The following is a 20,698-nucleotide window of genomic DNA, read 5'->3' as shown; positions in this document are numbered from 1 at the left end:
GAGCCCGACGCGGGCCGGAGCGGGCGACGGCTCCGGCGGTGGGGCGGCGGGGTCGACGGTGGTGGGACGAGGGTGGGTCACGGAAGCTCCCCGGTGAGGACGACCACCGGGTTGGTGGCCGCGAGTCGGATCGAACCGCCGGGCAGGTCGGCGAGGCGGGCGGCGGAGAGCTGGACGCCGTCGACGGCGTACCCGGCCCCGCGCAGCAGCCCGACCGCCGGGGCGACCCGGTCCAGTGCGGCGAGGGTGGCGACGACCCGCCCCGGCCGGCGGGCCGCGACGGCGGCGAGCACGTCGGTGCCACCGCCACCGACGAATACCGCGTCGGGATCGGGCAGGTCGGCCAGCACGTCGGGCGCACGTCCGGGTACCACCCGCACGTGTACGCCGTGCCGGGCGGCGTTGGCGCGGACCAGGTCGGTCGCGCCTGGGTCGTGGTCGACGGCGACCACCGCCGCGCCGAGCAGCGCGCACTCGACACCGACGGAGCCGCTGCCCGCCCCGACGTCCCACACCAGCCGGCCGAGGCGAGGGCGCAGCCGGGCGACCGCGAGCGCGCGTACCTCCGACTTGGTGATCATCGAGTCCCGGTGGGCGTACGCGGTCTCGGGCAGCGCCCACCCTCCGGCGGGCGCGGCGGCCGGCTGGTTGTCCGCGCGCATCCCGCCGCGAGCGCCCGACCCGGTGAGGCTGAGCAGCACGTGCGGGTCGGCCCAGGAGCCGGCGGCGGCCTCGGCGGGCGTGACGGTGGTGATCCGCTCGTCCTCGGTGCCCAGATGTTCGGCCACCACCAGGCACCGCTCCCAGCCGAGCAGGCCGGCACCCAGCTCGGTGGCTCCGGCGCCGGGCGCGGTGAGCACCGCGACGGCGGGCAGCGCGCGACAGGCGTTCAGCGCCGGACGGAGGTCCCGGCCGTGCGCGGTCACCACGGCGGCGCCGTCCCAGGGCAGGCCGGCACGGGCGAAGGCGGCGGCCACGCTGGACACCGCGGGCAGCACCCGGGGCGACAGGCCGGCCTCCCGCAGCCGCCGCACAATGCCGAACAGCCCCGGATCGCCGCTGGCCAGCACCGCGGCCGGCCGCCCGGCGGCGACGGCGGCGGCGAGCGCGTCCAGCGCGGGCGCGAGCGGACCGAGCGTGAGCGTCGTCGCGCCGGCCGGCAGGGGTACGGCGGCGAGGTGCCGGGCCGCGCCGACCACGAGCCGGGCCCCGGCCAGTGCGGCGAGCGCCACGGGGTGTGGCGGCCGTCCGTCCGCGTCGATCCCGACCACCGTGAGCGTGGCGGACGGCACGGCGGTCACGCGACCCACCGCCCCGACGAGGCGACGACGCGGGAGCCGGCGAAATCCACCATGGCCACGTCGACCGTCAGCCGGTGACCGGCGAAGCGCAGCAGCACCTGGCGGACGCGGCGGCAGAGCAGGTCCCCGGCCGGGGCGAGCAGCCCGGCGGCCTCCCACAGCTCGTACGCGTGCCGTCCGGTGTTCGCCTCCGTCACCTCGGCGACCAGCTCGGGCGGGCCGCCGGCCTCGGCGGTGACCGCCCCGAGCAGCGACAGGTCCACCCTCGACCGGGTGTAGTGGGTCATCAGGATCCCGGCGGCGAGCTTGGCGAGCTTTCCGGCCATCCCGACGAAGACCACCCCGGTCTGGCCGTCGGCGACGGCGGCGGTGACCGCCGCGCCGGTGAAGTCGCCCACCTCGACGAAGCACACCTCGGGCAGCTCCGGCAGCAGCGCATGGGCGGCCCGCTCGGTACGACCGCCGGTGCACAGCACCGTCGTCCGCTCCCCCTGGGCGGCCATCACGTGCACGGCCTGCACGACGCTGGCCCGCCACGACGCGGTGGAGAACGGCCGGACGATCCCGGTCGTGCCGAGGATCGAGATGCCGCCGAGGATGCCGAGCCGGCGGTTGGTGGTCTTGCGGGCCATGATCTCGCCGTCCGGCACGCTGATCACCACCCGGACACCCACCTCGGCCAGGTCGACGACCTCGGCGACCGCCGCGGAGATCATGCGTCGGGGCGTGTCGTTGATCGCCGGACCGCCGACGGGCAGCCCGAGACCGGGCCGGGTGACCGTGCCGACGCCCGGCCCACCGTCGAGGTCGAGGCCGGGGTCGTCCCGCCAGCCGACGGTGGCGGTGAGGTGCGCGCCGTGGGTGACGTCCGGGTCGTCGCCGGCGTCCTTGACCACCACCGCCTCCGCCCGCCGGCCCGGCTCCAGGTCGCACCGGGCGACGGCGAAGCCGACCCGCCGCCCGGCGGGCAGGCCGATCTCCACGTCGGTCTGCGGCTCGCCGGTGACCAGGGCGGTCACCGCCGCCTTCGCCGCCGCCGTCGCGCAGGCGCCGGTCGTCCAGCCGGTACGCAGCGCCGTGGGCCGGACCTTCGCCGTACGCGGCAGGTCCGGCTCCCGCAGCGGCGGCTCGGCGTACGTCATGCCGGGTGCCCGCCTCCGGCGCGGCCGCGGCGCAGCTCGGCGCGGGCCGCCGGCTCGGCCCGACGGTGGGTGTGGAAGTGGCCCGGGTGGTACAGGTGCGAGCGGGTGCCGGCGGCGGCGAGCGCGGGGCCGACCAGGAACAGGGTGTGCTTCCACAGCCGGTGCTCCTTGACGGTCGCCTCCAGCTCGCCGAGGGTGCAGCGCACCACCAGCTCGTCCGGCCAGGTCGCCCGGTACGCGACGACGACCGGGGTGTCCGGCGGGTAGCCGCCGGCCAGCAGCTCGGCCTGGGCCTGGCCGGACCGGGCGGCGGAGAGGAACAGCGCCATGGTGGTGCCGTGCCGGGCGAACTCCCGGACCCGCTCCCCGGGCGGCATCGGCGTCTTCCCGCCCTCCAGGCGGGTGAGGATCACCGACTGGGCGACCTCGGGGATGGTCAGCTCCCGGCCGACGAGCGCGGCGGCGGCGGTGAACGAGGAGACCCCGGGCACGATCTCCACGTCGAGACCGAGCGCGCGGCACAGGTCGAGCTGTTCCTGCACCGCGCCCCACAGCGCCGGGTCTCCGGAGTGGACCCGGGCCACGGTCAGCCCCTCGGCGGCGGCACGCCGGTAGAGCGGCAGCAGCCCCTCGACGGGCAGCCGCGACGAGTCGACGACCTCGGCGTCGGCGCAAGCGTGGGTGAGCACGTCGGCGTGGACGAGGCTGGCCGCCCACACCACCACGTCGGCGGCGGCGATCACCCGCGCCGCCCGCAGCGTCAACAGGTCCGCCGCGCCGGGGCCGGCGCCGACGAACCACACCTTGCCGGTGGTCACAGGTGTCCTCCCCGGTGGTCCCGGCGGGCCGGGACGAGCAATGTCGACAGGTACGGCAGGTCGTCGGCGGTCGCGTCGTACGGGCCGATCCGCTCGTCGGGCAGGCCGAGGCTGCGCCCCAGGACGGCGTCGTCCAGGCGACCCGCCCGCCGCAGCGCACCCACCAGGTCGGCGTGGCGGCGCCAGCCCTTGTAGACCACGACGGTGCCGGGGCCGGCGAGCGCGTCGGCGACCGGCGCCAGCCCGGCGGTGGCCGGCAGCAGGGTCAGCGGTTCCCGCCCCTCGCAGAGCGGCAACCCGCTGCGGGCGGCGAGGTCCTGCATGGCGGTGACGCCGGGAACCGTGCCGACCACCACGTCGGGCCGCAGGCTACGGACGGTCTGGGCGAGGTAGGAGAAGGTCGAGTACACGTTCGGATCGCCGATCGTGGCGAACGCGACCGCGCGGTCGCCGCCGTCGAGGGCGGCGGCCACGGTGCGGGCGGCGGCGTCCCAGGCCCGCTCCCGGCGTGGCGTCACGCCGCCCCGGTCGTCCAGGGCGAACGGCAGCCGGCGCAGCCGGTCCGGCGCGACGTGCGGGGCCACCGTGGTCTCGGCCCGGCCGGGCGGCGCGGCACCGTCGGCCGCGAGCCGGTCCAGCACCGGTACGAACACCACGTCGGCCGCGCGCAGCACCCGGACCGCCCGCAGGGTCAGCAGGTCCGGGTCCCCCGGCCCGACGCCGACCCCGGTCAGCGTGGGCCCCTCGGCCGGCGCGCTCACCGGGTCGCCGCCTCGACCAACCGGCGGGCCGCGTACGGGTGGCCCGCCCAGTGGGTGTGCAGGTAGGAGGCGTGCACCCGGCCGGACACGAAGCCGTAGTCGGCGTCGTCGAAGCGCCACGCCGGGTGCTGGCCGTGGCCGGGGTCGGTGACGGTGCGGTGGAACTCGTGTCCGCGTACCCGCTCGCCGGCGGTGTGCACCGGGGAGTCGACGGCGGCCACGGCGTCCCGGTAGCCGAGGGTGAGCCGCCCGGTCATCCGGGCGGTGTGGTCGAGCCGGCCGCACATCGGGGCGCCCTCCAGGGACTTCCCGAGGTAGAGCAGGCCGGCGCACTCCGCCACCACGGGGCCGTCGAAGGCGGCCAGGTCGGCGCGCAGCGACGCGTTGGCCGACAGCGCCTCGGCGTGCACCTCGGGGAAGCCGCCGCCGAGGACCACCGCGCGGGTGCCGGACGGCAGCGCCGGGTCGCGCAGCGGGTCGACGGTCACCACGTCGGCGCCGGCGGCGGTGAGCAGCTCGGTCGTCTCCGCGTACGAGAAGGTGAAGGCCGGTCCACCGGCGACCGCGACGACCGGACGGTTCTGCCCGGCCGGGCCGCCGACCGCCGTGGCCGGGTCCCAGGCCGGGACGGTCAGCGGCGGGGCGGTACGCGCGAGGTCGAGCACCGCGTCCAGGTCCACGGTGGACGTCACCAGGTCGGCGAGGGCGTCCACCACGGCGAGGGACTCCGGTGCCCGTTCGGCGACCGGCACCAACCCGAGGTGGCGTGACGGTGCGGCCACCTCGGCGGTCCGGGTCACCGCCCCCAGCACCGGTACGCCGATCTCGTGCAGCGCGTCGCGCAGCAGCGTCTCGTGCCGTGGCGAGCCGACCCGGTTGAGGACGACTCCGCCGATCCGCACCTCCGGGTCGAAGGCGCGCAGGCCGAGCACCAGGGCGGCGGCCGAGCGGCCCTGCGCGGTGGTGTCGAGCACCAGCAGCACCGGGGCCCCGATCAGCCGGGCGACGTGGGCGGTGCTGGCGTACCCGCGCCGGCCGACCGCGCCGTCGTGCAGCCCCATCACCCCCTCGACCACGGCGACGTCGGCGGGCGTGGGGGTGCTCGCGCCGTGCCGCAGCAGCGGCGCGACGCGGCCCTCGCCGACCAGCCACGGGTCGAGGTTGCGGCCCGGACGGCCGGCGGCCAGCGCGTGGTAGCCGGGGTCGATGTAGTCCGGGCCGACCTTGTGCGGGCTGACCGTGAGGCCCCGGCGGCGCAGCGCGGCGAGCAGACCGGTGGCGACGGTGGTCTTGCCGTGCCCGCTGGCCGGCGCGGCGACGACGAGCCGGGGCAGCGCCCAGGCCTCGGCCGGGGTCACCACTCGATGCCCTTCTGGCCCTTTTGGCCGGCGTCCATCGGGTGCTTGACCTTGGTCAGTTCGGCGACCAGGTCGGCGGCCTCGACGAGCCGGGGGTCGGCGTTGCGGCCGGTGACGACGACGTGCTGGAAGCCGGGCCGGGTCCGCAGGGTCTCCACCACCTCGTCGACGTCCACCCAGCCCCACGTCATCGGGTAGGTGAACTCGTCGAGCACGTACAGCCCGTACCGCTGCGCGGCCAGGTCGCGCTGGATCTGGCGCCACCCCTCCAGGGCGTCGGCGGCGTGGTCGGCCTCACCGCCGCGCTGGATCCAGGACCAGCCCTCGCCCATCTTGTGCCAGGCGACCGGGGCGCCCTGGCCGGTCCGCTCGTGGACCTCGCCGAGCGCGCGGAAGGCGTTCTCCTCCCCCACCCGCCACTTGGCGCTCTTGACGAACTGGAACACCCCGACCGGCAGTCCGGCGGTCCAGGCGCGCAGCGCCAGCCCGAACGCGGCGGTCGACTTCCCCTTCATCGCTCCGGTGTGGACGATGGTGAGCGGCCGGCGGCGCCGCTGCCGGGTGGTCAACCCGTCGGCGGGCACGTGCGAAGGCTTTCCCTGCGGCATCAGGCAACGCTCCTGTTCCGGTCCGGCCTGTGCCCGACCTCGTCGATCTTGCAGTTTCGGACCCCTTTTACTCCACTTTCGTCCCTTTCGTCGGGGCGGAAAGTGCATGATCGCCGTGACGGGGTGGTGGCGAGGTCGGTGAGTGGCGCTGTGGTGACCGTGTCGAGGCGGTGGTGGTCGGCGTTGAGATGCGCCGCCAGGCGGGCGGCCAGGTGGAGGCGGACCGGGCCGGACTCGCAGTCGACGACCACGCAGGGCGCGCCGGTCGCGCGCAGCACCGCCGCCGCCCCGGCCGCCCGGTCGAGCGGGCGGTCTCCCGAGGTGGCCCGGCCGTCGGTGACGACCAGGACCAGGGGACGCCGTCTCGGGTCGCGCAGCCGCTCCACCCGCAGCAGGTCGGCGGCGGCGAGCAGTCCCTCGGCCAGCGGTGTCCGTCCCCCGGTGGGCAGCTCGGCCAGCCGGGTCGACGCGGCCAGCACCGACGAGGTCGCCGGGAGCAGGACCTGCGCGCCGGCACCCCGGAAGGCGACCACCGCGACCTTGTCCCGGCGCTGGTAGGCGTCGGTGAGCAGGGCCAGCACCGCGCCCTTGACCGCCGACATCCGCTGGTGGGCGCCCATCGACCCGCTGGCGTCGACCACGAAGAGCACCAGGTTGCCCTCGCGGCCCTCCCGGACCGCCTCGCGGACGTCGGCCGGGCGCAGCCGCAGCGGGCCGCCGCTCCGCCCGCGCGCCGCCTGGTGCGGGGCGGCGGCCCGGACCGTCGCCGGCAGGTGCAGCGCGCCGGGGCGGCCGGCGGGAACCCGCGCCCCGGTCGTCCGGCCGCGACCGGTCCGGGCCCGCGAGCGCCGTCCGGGCACGCCCTCGCCGACCCCGGGCGCGGTGAGCAGCCGGGCCCGCAGACCCTGATCCGGTACGGCCACCACCCGCTCCCCGCCCGCACCCTCCCCGCTCCCGGCGGCCCGATCGGCGTCACCGGCTCGGTCGGCGTCACTGGGCCGATCGGCACCACCGGCTCGGTCGGCGTCGCCGGCGGGGACATCGCCGTCCGGTGCACCGGGATCACCCGGATCGCCCGGATCGCCGGACTCGGCGGGACCACCAGGACTACCGGGGTCACCAGGACCGCCGGGACCACCTGGCTCAGCGGGCCCGTCCGGAGCGCTGGGCTCGTCGGGACCGGCTGGTCCGTCGGGACCGCCCGGTCCACCGTCCGGATCGGAGCCGCCTGGACCGCCGGGGCCGTCGTCGTCCGGGTCGTCGGGGTGGTCCTCCCGGGCCCGCCGCAGCGCCTCGTCGAGTCGCTTCTCGTCCAGGCCGGGGCTGTCGAACGGGTCACGGCGACGGCGGTGCGGCAGCGCCAGCCGGGCGGCCACCCGGACGTCCTCGGCGGTCACCCGGTCCCGCCCCTGCCAGGCGGCGTGGGCCACGGCGGCGCGGGCGGTGACGATGTCGGCGCGCATCCCGTCCACGTCGAACGCCGCGCACACCTCGGCGATCTGCCGCAACGCGGCGTCCGGCAGCAGCACCCGGTCCAGCCGTACACGGGCGGCGGCCACCCGGGCGGCGACGGCCGCGTCCGCGTCGGCCCAGGCGGCGGCGAAGCCGGCCGGGTCGGCGTCGGCGGTGAGGCGGCGGCGGACCACCTCGACCCGTACGGCGGGGTCCCGGCTGGCGGCCACCTCGACGGTGAGCCCGAACCGGTCGAGCAACTGCGGACGCAGCTCCCCCTCCTCCGGGTTCATCGTGCCGACCAGCAGGAACCGGGCCGCGTGGCTGACCGACACGCCCTCCCGCTCGACGTGGCAGCGGCCCATGGCGGCGGCGTCCAGCAGCAGGTCGACCAGGTGGTCGTGGAGCAGGTTCACCTCGTCGACGTAGAGCACCCCCCGGTGGGCGGCGGCGAGCAGGCCGGGCTCGTAGGCACGGACGCCCGCGCCGAGTGCCTGCTCCAGGTCCAGCGAGCCGACCACCCGGTCCTCGGCGGCGCCGACCGGCAGCTCGACCAGGCGGGCCGGGCGCCGCTCGGCCAACGCCCCGGGGTGCGGCCCGTCCGGGCAACCCGGGTCGGGGGCGGCCGGGTCGCAGGTGAACCGGCAGCCGGCCACCCGGTCCACCGGCGGCAGCAGGGCGGCGAGAGCCCGGACGGCGGTGGACTTGGCGGTGCCCTTCTCGCCGCGTACGAGCACCCCGCCGATGGCCGGGCTGACGGCGTTGAGCAGCAGCGCGAGGCGCATGTCGTCCATGCCGAGCACCGCGCTGAACGGGTACGCCGTCATGACCGGTCCTCCAGGTCACCCTCGCCGGCCAGGTACGCCTCCCGGAGCCGGTCCAGGGTGGCGGGTTCCGGTTCCGCCCACAGGCCCCGGTCGGCGGCCTCCAGCAGCCGCTCGGTGATGCCGCGCAGCGCCCACGGGTTCGACCGGGACAGGAAGTCGCGGGTGATGTCGTCGAGGACGTACGCCTTCGCGAGCTGCTCGTACATCCAGTCGTCGACCACGCCGGCCGTGGCGTCGTAGCCGAACAGGTAGTCCACGGTGGCCGCCAGCTCGAACGCGCCCTTGTAGCCGTGCCGGCGCATCCCGGCGATCCAGCGGGGGTTGACCACCCGGGCCCGGAACACCCGCCGGGTCTCCTCGCCGAGGGTGCGGGTCCGCACGTCGTGCGGCATCGCCGAGTCCCCGACGTACGCGTCCGGCGCGGCGCCGGTGAGGTGGCGGACCATCGCCACCATCCCGCCGTGGTACTGGAAGTAGTCGTCGGAGTCGACGATGTCGTGCTCGCGGGTGTCCTGGTTCTTCACGGCCACCGCGATGCGGGCGAAGGAGCGTTCCATGTCGGCGCGCGCCTCCCGCCCATCGAGGCCCCGGCCGTACGCGTAGCCGCCCCAGACGGCGTACACCTCGGCGAGGTCGGCGTCGGTGCGCCAGGTGCGGGCGTCGATCAGCGGCAGCAGGCCCGCCCCGTACGCCCCGGGTTTGGAGCCGAAGATCCGGGCGGTGGCCCGCCGTTCGTCGCCGTGCTCCGCCACGTCGGCGTCCACGTGGGCGCGGACGAAGTTCCGCTCAGGAGGCTCGTCGTGGGCGGCGACCAGCCGGACGGCGTCGTCGATCAGCGCCACGACGTGCGGGAAGGCGTCGCGGAAGAACCCGGAGATGCGGACGGTGACGTCGATCCGGGGGCGGCCCAGCTCGGCCAACGGCACCACCTCGACGCCGGTGACCCGGCGGGACCGGTCGTCCCAGGTGGGGCGGCACCCGAGCAGGGCGAGGACCTCGGCGACGTCGTCGCCCTGGGTACGCATGGCGCTGGTGCCCCAGACGGTCAGCCCGACCGACCGCGGGTACGCGCCGGTGTCGGCGAGGTGCCGGGCGAGCAGCGAGTCGGCCAGGGCCACCCCGACGTCCCAGGCGTTGCGCGACGGGATCGCCTTCGGGTCGACGGAGTAGAAGTTCCGGCCGGTGGGGAGCACGTTGACCAGGCCCCGGGTAGGCGAGCCGGACGGGCCGGGCGGCACGAACCGCCCGTCGAGCGCGCCGAGCAGCCGGTCGATCTCGTCGGTGGTGCGGTCCAGCCGGGGCACCACCTCCCGGGCGGCGAAGCGGAGCACGGCCACGACGTCGGGGATCTCGCGCCCGGCGACCTCGGCCACCACCGCGCCGGCCTTCGCCCCGTCCCAGCCGAGCGTTTCCATGCCGACGACCAGCCGGCGCGCGAGGGCCTCGATCAGGTCGACGGCGTCGGCGGCCGTGGCGGCCGGCCCGTCGACCGTCTCGGTCAGCGCGCCGGGCAGCGCCAGCCGCTCCCCCGGCGTGGCGAGCAGTTGCTGCTCGTCCAGCCCGTACGCGGCGGCGAGGGCCTGCCGCAGGCCGGGCAGCACCCGGGTGCCGCCCCACACCTGGGGCGCGCGCAGCACGGCGAGGACGAGGTTGACCCGGGCCTCGCCGGTGGGCACCTCGGCGAGGATGTGCAGGCCGTCGCGGATCTGCACGTCCTTGACCTCGCACAGGTATCCGTCGAGGTGCAGCACGAAGTCGTCGAAGTCCTCGGCGGCCGGCATGTCGGCGGTGTGCAGGTCGTGGTGCAGCTCGGCGGCCCGGACCAGCTCCCAGATCTGGGCCCGCACCACCGGCACCTTGGCCGGGTCGAGGGCCTGCACGGTCGCGTACTCGTCGAGGAGCTGTTCCAGTTTCGCCAGCTCGCCGTACGTCTCGGCGCGTGCCATCGGCGGCACCAGGTGGTCGACGACGACGGCGTGGGCGCGGCGCTTGGCCTGGGTGCCCTCGCCGGGGTCGTTGACGATGAACGGGTACACCAGCGGCAGGTCGCCCAGGACGGCGTCGGGGGCGCAGTCGGCGGCCAGCCCGAGGCCCTTGCCGGGCAGCCACTCCAGCGTGCCGTGCTTGCCGAGGTGCACCACGGCGTCCGCGCCGAAGCCGCCGCCGGCGACCGGCGCGGCCAGCCACCGGTACGCGGCCAGGTAGTGGTGGCTCGGCGGCAGGTCCGGGTCGTGGTAGATGGCGATCGGGTTCTCGCCGAAGCCGCGGGGCGGCTGGATCAGCAGCGTCACGTTGCCGAAACGCAGCCCGGCCAGCACGATGTCCCCGCCGTCGGTGTACAGCTCGCCGGGCGGCTCGCCCCAGTGCTCCCGCATCCGCTCGCGCAGGTCGCCCGGTGCCGCCGCGAACCAGCGGGCGTACAGGTCGCCGGGGACCCGCGCCTCGGCCGCGGCGAGCTGCTCCGGGGTCAGCCACTCCACGTCGTGCCCGCCGGCGGCGATCAGCGCGTGGATCAGCGCGTCCCCGTCGTCGGGCACGGGCGCGTCGCCGAGGTCGTACCCGGCCTCGGCGAGCGCCGCGAGGAGCCGCACCGCGGAGGCCGGGGTGTCCAGGCCGACGGCGTTGCCGACCCGGGAGTGCTTCGTCGGGTACGAGCTGAGCACGACGGCGACGCGCTTGTCCGCGTTCGGGAGGTGCCGGAGCCGGGCCTGCCGGACGGCGATCCCGGCGACCCGGGCGGCCCGTTCGGGGTCGGCGGCGTAGACCGACAGCCCGTCGGCCTCGATCCGCTTGAACGAGAACGGCACGCTGACGATCCGCCCGTCGAACTCGGGGATGGCCACCTGCATCGCCGCGTCCAACGGGGACAGTCCGGCGTCGCTGCCCACCCACTGCTCGCGGGTGCTGGTCAGGCAGAGCGCCTGGATGACCGGCACGTCGAGGGCGGCCAGCGCGCCGACGTCCCAGGAGTCCTCGGCACCGCCGCCGGAGGCGTCAGCGGCCACCGTCCCGCCGGCGGCGAGCACGGTGACCAGCAGCGCGTCGCAGCCGGCGAAGAGCCCGAGCGGGCCGGATCCGGCGGTGAGGCCGCGCAGCGAGCCGCAGAAGACGGGCAGCGGGTTGCCGCCGGCGGCGCGTACCGCCTCGGCGAGGGTGTCGACGAAACCGGTGTTCCCGGCGAGGGCGTGCGCCCGGTAGAAGACGATCCCGACGGTGGGCCGGTCCTCCTCGCGCGGGTGGTCGCCGTGGATCCCGTACGCAGGGGTCGGGCGGGGCGGGTCGAACCCCTCCCCGGTGAGCAGGACCGTGTCGGAGAGGAACCGGGCCAGCTGGGCGAGGTTGTCCGGGCCGCCCTCGACCAGGTAGCGCAGCGCCTCGGTGACCACCCCGGCGGGGACGGTGGAGGCCGCGGTCAGCTCCGCGTCCGGCACGCTCTCGCCGCCGAGCACGACCGTGGGCACGCCGGAGGCGAGCACCGCGGCGAGGCCGTCGGGCCACGCCGCCCGGCCACCGAGCAGGCGTACGACGGCGAGGTCGACGCCGTCGAGCAGCGCCGGTACGGCGTCGAGGGTGACCCGGGCCGGGTTGGCGAGGCGGTAGTCCGCGCCGCTGGCCCGGGCGGCGAGCAGGTCGGTGTCGGCGGTGGAGAGCAGCAGGGTGCGCAGGGTCGGCTCCGGAGAGTGACGCCCGTGCCGGTGTGGGGGCCGGTCGGGCGGGGGGCGAGGGATGGCGCTGCGTCAGCGGGTGCGGCGGGTCGCCGACCGGATCGCCCCGGCGGGAAGCCGGCGGGGACCGGTGGCGGGGCGCGGAGGCGTCAGTGGCGCGCGGAAGCGCCGGCCAGGGCGGCGCAGGGGGTGACCGCGCCGGTCAGTGCGACGCGTGGGACGAGCGTGCCGGTCGGCGCGGCGGGGCCGGTGCGGGCGGCCGGTGCGGCCGGGCCAGATCGGGGCACGCTGCCGCGCCCGGTAGTCCTACGACGGTGATCGTCGATCGTGGAGACGCTGAGCGTCATCGGTCCTCCTCGGGTGTCCACGCCCTGGGGTGCACCGACGGCCGAAGTATCCTGGCTCCCGGATCGACGCTCACCCCCGGCCTTCCAGCCGCGCACGCACGGCCGTGACTCACGAGGGGGGATCGCTCCCCGGTGACAGTGGCGGGACCGCGCCGGAATCACACCGGCTTCCTTCACTGCCGTCAGGCCGCGAATGCTGCCACACGTCGCGGCCGACGGTCAACGCCGCCCCGGGCCCCACCACGCCCCCGGCGCGGCATCGACGAATGGCGATCACAACGCCGATGACCGGGGCTTCGGGCATTGTCGTCGGTCCATGCAGTGCGTCCCCTTGCCCTGCTGCCATGGGTGCACCGGATCGGGGGCAACGTCGTCGTGCCGGTGCCGTAGAACCAGGGCGGCGGGGGTGCCGGGTGGACGGATCGCGCCTGGCCGGGACACCCGGGCGGGGCAGTCCCGTCACGACGCACCGCTTCTGGCGCAGCGTCCGTCATCGATCAGGCAGGAACGGCAGGGGAATATGTATCCGCCGGCACGCCGAAACGGTTCCCCTCAATCGGCGCGCGGCCCGGCGGTCCGGCGGTGGAAGAGATTCCCGTCCTGGGACAGGGTGGGCGCGGTGTGATGATCGACTCGGCTTTCCCGACACCCGGTGCGACGACGTCGCGACGGGTCAGCGGGCGCGGCGCTCCGGATGGGCCCGGTTCCACACCCGCATGCGCTCCGGATAGCCGGTCTTCGCGGCCTCGTACAACGGCAGGGCGTGCTTGCGCGCCAGCGCGCCCGCGACCCGCGGAGACCCGGTGCGGCGGCGGATCCACTCGCCGTCGTGGGCGATCGCCACCACCGTCGTGTCGGTCGCCGTGGTCTCGGGCTCCAGGTAGAACTCGACCCCGGTACGGCTGGCCACGAACGCCTCCAGCGCGGCCAGGTCCTCCCGGGTGGCCTCCCGGTCCAGCTTCGTCGGGGTTCCCTCGGCCGCGGCGGTACGCGACCGTCGGCTGAACCAACCCATGCCCGCCTCCTCTCCTCGCCGTATCCCAGTTCACCACCGTGACCTGGCAGGAGGCTGCGAGAAGGGTGACAACCACCTGAGCGGATCAGCCCAGCGCGGCCAGGTCGGCGGCGGACAGCCGCACCGCACCGGCGGCGATGTTCTCCACCAGGTGCGCCGTGTCGCCGGTGCCGGGGATGGCGAGCACGTGCGGCCCCTGGTGCAGGGTCCACGCGAGGCGTACCTGGTGCGGCGTCACCCCGTGCGCGCGGGCCACAGCCTCGCTGGCCGCCGCGTGGACGACGGCGGCACCGGACTCCCGGCGGCTGCCGGCGATGGCGAAGAACGGCACGTACGCGATGCCTCGCCGCCCGCACTCCCGCAGCAGGGCGTCCTCGTCACCGCGGTTGTCGATGGCGTACGCGTTCTGCACCGCCACCACCGGGGCGATGGCCTGCGCCTCGTCCAGGTGCTCCCGGCGGACGTTGGAGAGGCCGAGGTGGCGGATCAGGCCCGCGTCCCGCAGCTCGGCGAGCGCGCCGAAGGACTCCGCGATCGCGTCCCGTCCCGGTCGCCGCACGATGCGGAGGTTGACCAGGTCGAGATGGTCGCGGCCGAGCCGCCGCAGGTTCTCCTCCACCTGCGCCCGCAGCCCGGCGGGCGAGGCGTCCTCGCGCAGGCCGGTCGCCGGGGTGTACGCGAAGCCGACCTTGGTCGCGATCACGAGGTGCTCCGGGTACGGGGCGAGCGCGGCACGGATCAGCTCGGTGGCGTACCGGGCCGGTCCGGACCCGACGTTCAGGGTTCCGCCGGGCGAGACGTAGAAGGCGGCGGTGTCGACGTGGTCCACACCCAGGTCGACCGCCCGGCGCAGGACCCGTACGGCACGACGGGTGTCGGGGTCCGGGGTCGTCCGCATGGAGCCGAAGCCCATGCGGTGCACCCGGTGGTCGCCCAGGGTCCAGCTGCCCGCGGCGGCCGCGGTGATGTCCTCGACAGGCATTCGCCGACCGTAGGCCACCGCCGGGGACGGCGCAGTCGGCCGCGTGCCCGATACCGGGTGCTTCACCCCGCTGCTAGTTTCGATGGCATCGGGAGGTGTACGAGTAGGCGGGCGGATCCCCCGCCGAGCGCTCCGACCGTCACACGGACGATGCCTCCTCGCAATCCGCACCGCCGGTGCCCACCGGCGTCGGTTGCATGATGACGGCCTCAGGCAAGCCGATCCACATCGGACGCCCCGGATGGTGCTTCCGGCGCGCCGCTGGGTCGTGGCCACCCTGACGCCGTACTCCACCAGGTGGTCGGTGTGTCCCCGTCCGGCCAGAACTCCAGCAGGTCACCCGGCGCGAGCCCGAGCGCATGCTCGATCTCGGCGGGCGTCGCCGAGGCCAGGTAGTCCGACAACGACTCGGTGATGTCCCTCCAGTAGCCGCGCAGCGTGCTCTCGCCGATGAAGAGGCGTCTCGCGAGTTGGCCGTAGCTGAATCCCCGCGCGCGACCGTGCAGCACCTGACGCTGCCGATCGGTGAGCACCGTGATCGCCTTGCGCCGCACCAGCACCTCGAGGAGTCCGATGACCGACTGCGGAATCACCGTTCCTCCACCGGCGACCTCGACGAAGTGCTGCTGTGCCGCGGTGGCCGACAGCGACTTCGACACGATCCCGTGTGCGCCCGCCGCGATGCAGGCCGCCAGGACGAACCGACGCTCCTCCTGGCTGTAGACGCAGACCCGGTACCCGCCGTCGGTCAACGCGCGGATCGCGGCGATGCCCTGCCGCACGTCCGGCTGTGCGGCGTTGGCGAGGTGCAGATCGAGGATCACCAGATCGACCGGAGGACGTCTGCGCATGAGCTCCTCCACCGTGGGAACGGCCGCGACGACCTGGATGTCGGACATCAGAATCGCGATCGACTCCCGGATGACCGAGGCGTCGTCGACCACGGCGACGGTCGGCCTCACGACGCCGCCCGCGCGCGGGGGGCGGCCGGCCGCGGGACAGCCGGCGCCGCGTACGTGATCGTCACCGCCGTCCCTTCTCCCACCTGGGAGGTCACCGCCACGGCGTACCCCTCGCGCTCCAGTTCGCCGACCACCACCTCGCGAAGGCCGATCCCCTGGCTGGTCGACGGGACGTCGAAGCCGGACCCGTTGTCGTTGACCGTCAGGATCCACGATCCCTCCGGTTCGGCGTCCAGGTGGACGACGACCATCTCCGCCTTCGCGTGCTCGCGGACGTTCAGCAGCAGGCTGTCCAATGCGCGCGTCACGACCTCGATCTCCCTCGGCGTCATCGTGATCCCCGTACCGAGATCGAGTGCGAGCTCGATCGGCAGGTCTCTGAACTGGTTGCAGGTGCGCCGGACCGCGTCCGCGAGCGACGCCGCGTCCGCCTGCGATCGCCGGGGGTCGGGACGATCGCCGGATCGCGCCGTCGGGTCCGGTGACGACTGGCGGCTCAGGTAGGCACGCATTCGCTGTAGCTCCACTTCCGCATGCTCGAGCAGGCGTACCCGGGTCGCGTCCGGGAGGTTGGGCTCGGTGAGGAGCCGCATCACGGCCACGCCGTTGTGCATGAGGACCTGGGCGCGGCGTTCCTCCTCCCGGCGGGCCAACTCGGCCGCGACGGCGCGGGACGCGTCGGCGTCCCGCGCGATGCGCCGCATGTACGTGCTCAACATGCGGCACACCAACGCGTACACCACGAACGTCAGTTCGTTGCCGACGACCGTGGTGAACCCCGGTCCCTGAACGGTGGCGCCGGAGACGTGGACCACGTAGCTGCCCATGACGCAGAGCAGGCCGACCGCCGGCACGACCGGTGATCTCGGCCCGATGGCGGTGATGATCACGGACAGCGCGTACCCCGGTTGGAATCCCACCCAGGTGCCGACGCGGTCCTCGGAACCGACGACCAGCGGCCCCACGAGCATCACGACGCTCGCGAGAGCGAAGTCCGCGAGAACGGGACCGGAACCCGGTGCCCGGCCCTTCACCAGTGACGCCACGCCCACCGCCACGGCGGCGACCGCTGCGGCCAGCCAGGTCGTGAGGTACAGGCCTGGCCGTGGGGACGACTGCATCCCCGGGTAGAGGGTCGGGACCATCTGGGCGACGGTGCCCAGGCGGACGCCGGCGATGAAGATGGTGAACGCCCGCTCCACGCCGGCCGTCGTCGTGGGCAGCGTTCCGAACCGGTTCCGGGCGACGTACAGCCTCATGGCTCTACTGGCCGGGGCCCGGCGGGATCGGGTTCCACGGCACGTTGGGCACCGGGGCGCCCAGGGCCGCGCTGATCGCCGCCGCGTACGCGGTCGTGCCCTGGTCGTTCGGGTGGAACGAGGCCATGCTCGCCCCCGAGAGGGCGTCACCGTCACCCTGTTTCACCAGCGTCAGTCCGTTGATCCAGTTGGCGCCCAGGACCTCGCAGGCGTCGTGCCGGCGGAACCAGTCGTCGACGGGGGCGAACGACACGTTCAACCCTTCGCCGGCCCACAACTTGAGGACCGCGTCCCCCTGCTTGCGCGTGAAGTACGCCTGGAGCGGGAGGATCGCGTTCAGCTCCCACGGCTCGACCCAGCAGGCCTCGGCTTCGTCGATCTTGAACACCGTCGGGTACGTCGCGAGGACGATCTTGGCGTTCGGCGCCTGCAGGCTGATCTTGCGCAGGAGCTTCTCCGTGTCGGGGATCGTCCGGTCGTCCAGCTGGTCGTACACGGTGTCCCAGAGCGCGTGCTCCTGACACAGCGGGAAGCCCACGCAGGTGCTGAGCACGTTCGAGAAGAGGTCGCCGTCATTTCCGCCGATGGTCAGGACGACGTAGTCCGTGTCCGCGTTCAGGACGCCCGAGTAGACCTGCGGATACTCGAACCACTGCCCCTTTCCGTCGTATCCGCCCTCGGAGACGCGGGAGTACCAGGGCACCGTCAGCTGCTCGGTCACCGCCCCGGAGCACGCGACGAAGCCGAGTTCGACAGCGGAACTCCACTGGTCCTCCAGCGCGCCCACCGACTGGCTCATGCCCGGCACGACCAGCTTCCTCGCCCACGCCTCGGGACTGCGCCGGCACGAGTTCTGCCACTTCTCATCACCGCCGTCGGTGTTGGTCTCCGCGTAGTAGCCCGCCGCCCCCGAGGCCACCGGGTCGCCGGTCCCCTCGCCCGAGGCGTACGAGTCACCGAGGACGGCCACCTTGACCGGCTCGCGGCTCAACGGCTGGAACGCGACGGCGTCCCACGCGACGTTCTCGGTCCCGTCGCCGTCGAGGGAGACGTTGGTGAGACTCACCCGCGGCACCCCGTTGAATGTGAACGCGCCCAACGAGACCCAGTTGTTGGCCTTGCGCTTCTGGTTGAGGTAGCGCACGGTCGACCGTCCGTCGCCCAGGTGGATCGTGTACTTCGCCTGCTGGGTCCGCGCACCGTGGTCGGGCAGGTGCACCGCCACCCGCATCCAGCCGTTCACGGAGCGGTCCAGCGTCCAGGTGCCGACGGCTTCGAGTCGGTCCTGGATTCCTCCGGGGCTGCCCGACCTCGTGTGGCCGAAGATGAAGCGGCCCCCGAAGCCGGCCCCGAGCTGATGGACATCGACCTTGGACGGCGTCGTGCCGTTGGCGTCAGTGGCGAAGCTCATCGTGAAGGTGCCATTGCTCGCGATGTCCGCGCAGGGGCGGACCGACGGCACGCCGTTCGCGTCGTTGTCGACGATGTACGAACCCGGCGGCGCGGCGTTCCCCGACGCCGTCGCGCTGCGGCTGCAGTTCGGCGGGTACGCGGTGCCGTTCGCCTCCTCCGCCCAGGTGGCGGGGAACCGGAGGAACTCGTACCCGCACTCGAGGCTGCACTGCTTCCACGTCGCGGGTCGGTTGAACCAGCATCGGTAGTCGGGAGTGAGCTGTTCGGTGCTCAGGCAGGGGCCGGGGATCTCCGGTGCGTCCGGGCTCCACGGGTAGGTGCCGACCAGTTCCTTGGCGCACCGGTTGGTCGTGTCGCAGAAGAGGTCCATCGGGGGCTTCACCGCGTACCGGTAGGCCTCGGTGTTCCACCAGGCGCCGCGGAACGCGGGCACCTCGACACCGGGTGCCTCGTACATGCCCATGGGCCAAGCCGCCCAGCCCATGACCCTTTCCGGGTAGGGCCACCAGTTCGGGTGCACGGCGTCGATGAAGTGGTTGTTGTGGAGGAACGGTGCGCGCGCGGGGTCGTACTTGGGGTTGGCGGGGTTGTTGTGCCAGCCGACTCCCCAGGCGCCGTTGTGCTTCGCGGCGTCGGACTGCGGGTAGAAACCCGAGTTGTACGCCCAGGCGGCGTAGAACCAGTTCTCGATGTGCCGAGGATCCCCGTTGTTGATCCTCAGGCCGGCGCTGTACGTCTGGTTCCACTTCTGCACGAGGATCTGGAGTCCGGCGGCGATGTTGGAGGCGTAGTCCAGCGCGATCGCGTGCTGCTGCTCGTACGTGCGCTCGCCCTTGCGCATCCCGTCGGTCACCTGCATGATCCCGTAGCCGCAGTCCGCGTCGGCCATGTTGATGTCCCAGTCGTCGGCCGCGCTGTCGTTGTAGATGTCGATGCCGTAGTAGTTGCCGATCAGCGGGTTGCCGGTGACGCCGGGCATGGCGTACCGCGCGGCCTGCCACAGGTTGGATTCCTGCATGGCGATGCCGAGGGCGACCTGAGCCGGTACGCGGCTGCCGGGCCAGCCGGCGATCGCCGGTGTCGGGAAGAGGTCCATCGGCCTGGTGCTCGTCAGCTCGACCCGGGTACGCCAACCGTCCACGCCGGTGGGATTCCACCGCGCGTTGAGGTTCCCCGTGATCGCCTGGTTCACCGCCCACTCGACCTGCCGCGGCTTGGGCTGCATGGCCTGCCGCCGGTGGTCGTTGCGGGCGACCCCGCAGGTACGTTCAGCGGCGGATTCGGGAAGGTCGTCGCCGACGAGGCTGCTGGACACGGTCGCCGTCGACGCGAGGTCCAGCGCCGGTGAAACAGTGTCTCCGGATGTCACCGGCGCGCGGGCAGGGGTGTCCGGGCTGCCGGTGCCACGCTTCGCGCCGGCGGTCGCGGGGCCGGCGACCGGCGGAGCGGCCTGACCGGGTGACGTGCCGGCGGTCGCCGGTTGGGCCAGGTCGATGCCCAGCCGGACCGTCTCGTCGGTGGCCGGGACGGTGAGGGACAGCGCGATCGGGGCGCTCTCGCCCTCGGTCTGCGGGACGCGCTTCCTGGTCCAGTCGACGTCGTGGACGAAGGCCTTGGCCGTGGTGCTGGCGCTCGCGCCCGCCGCGACGTCCGGGACGTGCGTGAGATAGCCCGCCGAGCCGCGTACCTTCGCCGCGCCGACGATCGCTATCCGGCCGCGCGCGGCCGGGGCCAGGCTGAAGTCGCCGAAGGCGCCACGGGCGATCTCCGCCGGCCTGGTCACCGTGGCGTCGGTGGCGGCGGACCGGGGCGAGCGGGCCTGCGCGAGCTGCGTACGGCTCAGGCGCAGTGCGACCAGTTCGTCCCGTGCGGCCGTTCCCGCCGTCGACGGGGTGGCCGCGCGCGTCGCGTCGCGGCCCGGTGCTGCCGCCGGAACCCGGTCCAGGAACACCACGCCGCCGTCGGCGTCGGCGGTCAGCTGGAACGGCACACCGGTGGTCCTGGCGACCATGGCCGCCCTGCCGCGGTCGTCGACCCGTACGACGTGTGCGCCCTTGGCCGCGACGATCTCGGTCCGGCTCAGGGGAATCGCCGAGGTCACCTGCCCGGCCATCTCGACCGGCTTCGCGGTGACCCGGCCGCGGCGGGTGTCGACGACCGCCAGACGGGTCCGTCCCTGGTCGTCGCGGGCCTTGGCCTGGGTCAGGACGGCGAGGTCGTCGGCGCCGCACCCGGGGTTGAAGTAGGCGAGGGAGGCGCTGACACCCAGCTTGGTCACCCGGCCGGTCCGCAGGTCGACCACCGCCGTGAAGCCGCCCCGGTCGTAGAGGTCGGGCTTGTTCGCGAACGCCCGGGGCGCGTACACGGCGACCACCTTGTCACCGGAGGACGTGAGGCACGCCTGCCCGATCCACTGGTCGACGTCGACCAGGCTCTCCCGCAGGGTCGCGGCGACCCGCCACCGGTAGCCCTCGGCCGCGTCGGCCGTGAGGATGTGGAACCCCCGCCCGTCGGCCGCCGTGGTCCAGGCGACGTCCTTCGAGGTCTTCCAGCCCCGGGCCAGGACGCGGTCACGGTCCCGCTCCGGAACCGCCTGTGGCGCGAGACCGTTGCCCGCCGACGCGGGCTGCCGGCCGTCGGGCGACGCACCGGTCTGCCCGCTGTCCGGCTGCGCCGCCTGGGCGGACGCGGTGGGAATGCTGAGAAGCGCGGCCACCAGCAGCAGGGCGACATGCTTGCGGGCGCGGACAACCGTGGGACGGGTCTGCATGTGCGTCTCCGGAGGTGT

13 protein-coding genes, 1 pseudogene and 1 riboswitch are annotated in these 20,698 nt (G+C 74.5%); all 14 genes and pseudogenes read right to left on the bottom strand.

Annotation, left to right across the window (positions count from 1 at the left end; genetic code table 11):
* Positions 1-77 precede the first annotated feature (77 nt).
* On the bottom strand, positions 78-1,310 hold the full coding sequence (gene cbiE, locus ACIBR0_RS12145; RefSeq protein ID WP_396714786.1) for a precorrin-6y C5,15-methyltransferase (decarboxylating) subunit CbiE: 1,233 nt from the start codon (positions 1,308-1,310) through the stop codon (positions 78-80).
* Positions 1,298-2,443: a cobalt-precorrin-5B (C(1))-methyltransferase gene (locus ACIBR0_RS12140; RefSeq protein ID WP_396714784.1), complete on the bottom strand. Its 1,146-nt coding sequence runs from the start codon at positions 2,441-2,443 to the stop codon at positions 1,298-1,300. Before ACIBR0_RS12140 ends, cbiE begins: the two co-directional genes overlap by 13 nt.
* Positions 2,440-3,261, bottom strand: coding sequence for a precorrin-4 C(11)-methyltransferase (gene cobM / locus ACIBR0_RS12135; RefSeq protein WP_396714782.1), 822 nt, complete (start codon positions 3,259-3,261; stop codon positions 2,440-2,442). The genes ACIBR0_RS12140 and cobM overlap by 4 nt, the downstream gene beginning before the upstream one ends.
* A complete protein-coding gene (gene cobI / locus ACIBR0_RS12130) occupies positions 3,258-4,022 on the bottom strand; it encodes a precorrin-2 C(20)-methyltransferase (RefSeq protein ID WP_396714780.1) in 765 nt (254 codons plus the stop codon). The genes cobM and cobI overlap by 4 nt, the downstream gene beginning before the upstream one ends.
* Entirely contained in the window at positions 4,019-5,380 is a 1,362-nt protein-coding gene (locus ACIBR0_RS12125; RefSeq protein ID WP_396714778.1) for a cobyrinate a,c-diamide synthase, read from the bottom strand. Before ACIBR0_RS12125 ends, cobI begins: the two co-directional genes overlap by 4 nt.
* Positions 5,377-5,988 carry a cob(I)yrinic acid a,c-diamide adenosyltransferase gene (gene cobO, locus ACIBR0_RS12120; protein WP_396714776.1) on the bottom strand — a complete coding sequence of 204 codons (612 nt, stop codon included), beginning with the start codon at positions 5,986-5,988 and terminating at the stop codon, positions 5,377-5,379. The genes ACIBR0_RS12125 and cobO overlap by 4 nt, the downstream gene beginning before the upstream one ends.
* A gap of 125 nt (positions 5,989-6,113) precedes the next feature.
* Positions 6,114-8,267, bottom strand: a pseudogene (locus tag ACIBR0_RS12115) (VWA domain-containing protein); the annotation flags it as partial.
* Positions 8,264-11,932, bottom strand: a complete 3,669-nt coding sequence (gene cobN, locus ACIBR0_RS12110; RefSeq protein ID WP_396714919.1) for a cobaltochelatase subunit CobN — start codon at positions 11,930-11,932, stop codon at positions 8,264-8,266. The gene cobN and the pseudogene ACIBR0_RS12115, both read right to left, overlap by 4 nt.
* Positions 11,933-12,081: 149 nt before the next feature.
* On the bottom strand, positions 12,082-12,279 hold the full coding sequence (locus ACIBR0_RS12105) for a hypothetical protein (RefSeq protein WP_396714774.1): 198 nt from the start codon (positions 12,277-12,279) through the stop codon (positions 12,082-12,084).
* Between the two features lie 44 nt (positions 12,280-12,323).
* Positions 12,324-12,453, bottom strand: a riboswitch (cobalamin riboswitch).
* 499 nt (positions 12,454-12,952) lie between these two features.
* Entirely contained in the window at positions 12,953-13,294 is a 342-nt protein-coding gene (locus ACIBR0_RS12100; protein ID WP_396714772.1) for a hypothetical protein, read from the bottom strand.
* Between the two features lie 85 nt (positions 13,295-13,379).
* Entirely contained in the window at positions 13,380-14,276 is an 897-nt protein-coding gene (locus ACIBR0_RS12095; RefSeq protein ID WP_396714770.1) for an aldo/keto reductase, read from the bottom strand.
* Positions 14,277-14,485: 209 nt separating this feature from the next.
* On the bottom strand, positions 14,486-15,220 hold the full coding sequence (locus ACIBR0_RS12090) for a DNA-binding response regulator (RefSeq protein ID WP_396714768.1): 735 nt from the start codon (positions 15,218-15,220) through the stop codon (positions 14,486-14,488).
* A gap of 14 nt (positions 15,221-15,234) precedes the next feature.
* Positions 15,235-16,497 carry an ATP-binding protein gene (locus ACIBR0_RS12085; protein ID WP_396714766.1) on the bottom strand — a complete coding sequence of 421 codons (1,263 nt, stop codon included), beginning with the start codon at positions 16,495-16,497 and terminating at the stop codon, positions 15,235-15,237.
* Positions 16,498-16,501: 4 nt separating this feature from the next.
* Positions 16,502-20,680: a hypothetical protein gene (locus tag ACIBR0_RS12080; protein WP_396714764.1), complete on the bottom strand. Its 4,179-nt coding sequence runs from the start codon at positions 20,678-20,680 to the stop codon at positions 16,502-16,504.
* Between the last annotated feature and the right edge of the window lie 18 nt (positions 20,681-20,698).

Source organism: Micromonospora sp. NPDC049497 (assembly GCF_044465805.1).
Taxonomy (GTDB): domain Bacteria; phylum Actinomycetota; class Actinomycetes; order Mycobacteriales; family Micromonosporaceae; genus Micromonospora.
This window is presented reverse-complemented; position numbering and strand designations above follow the sequence as displayed.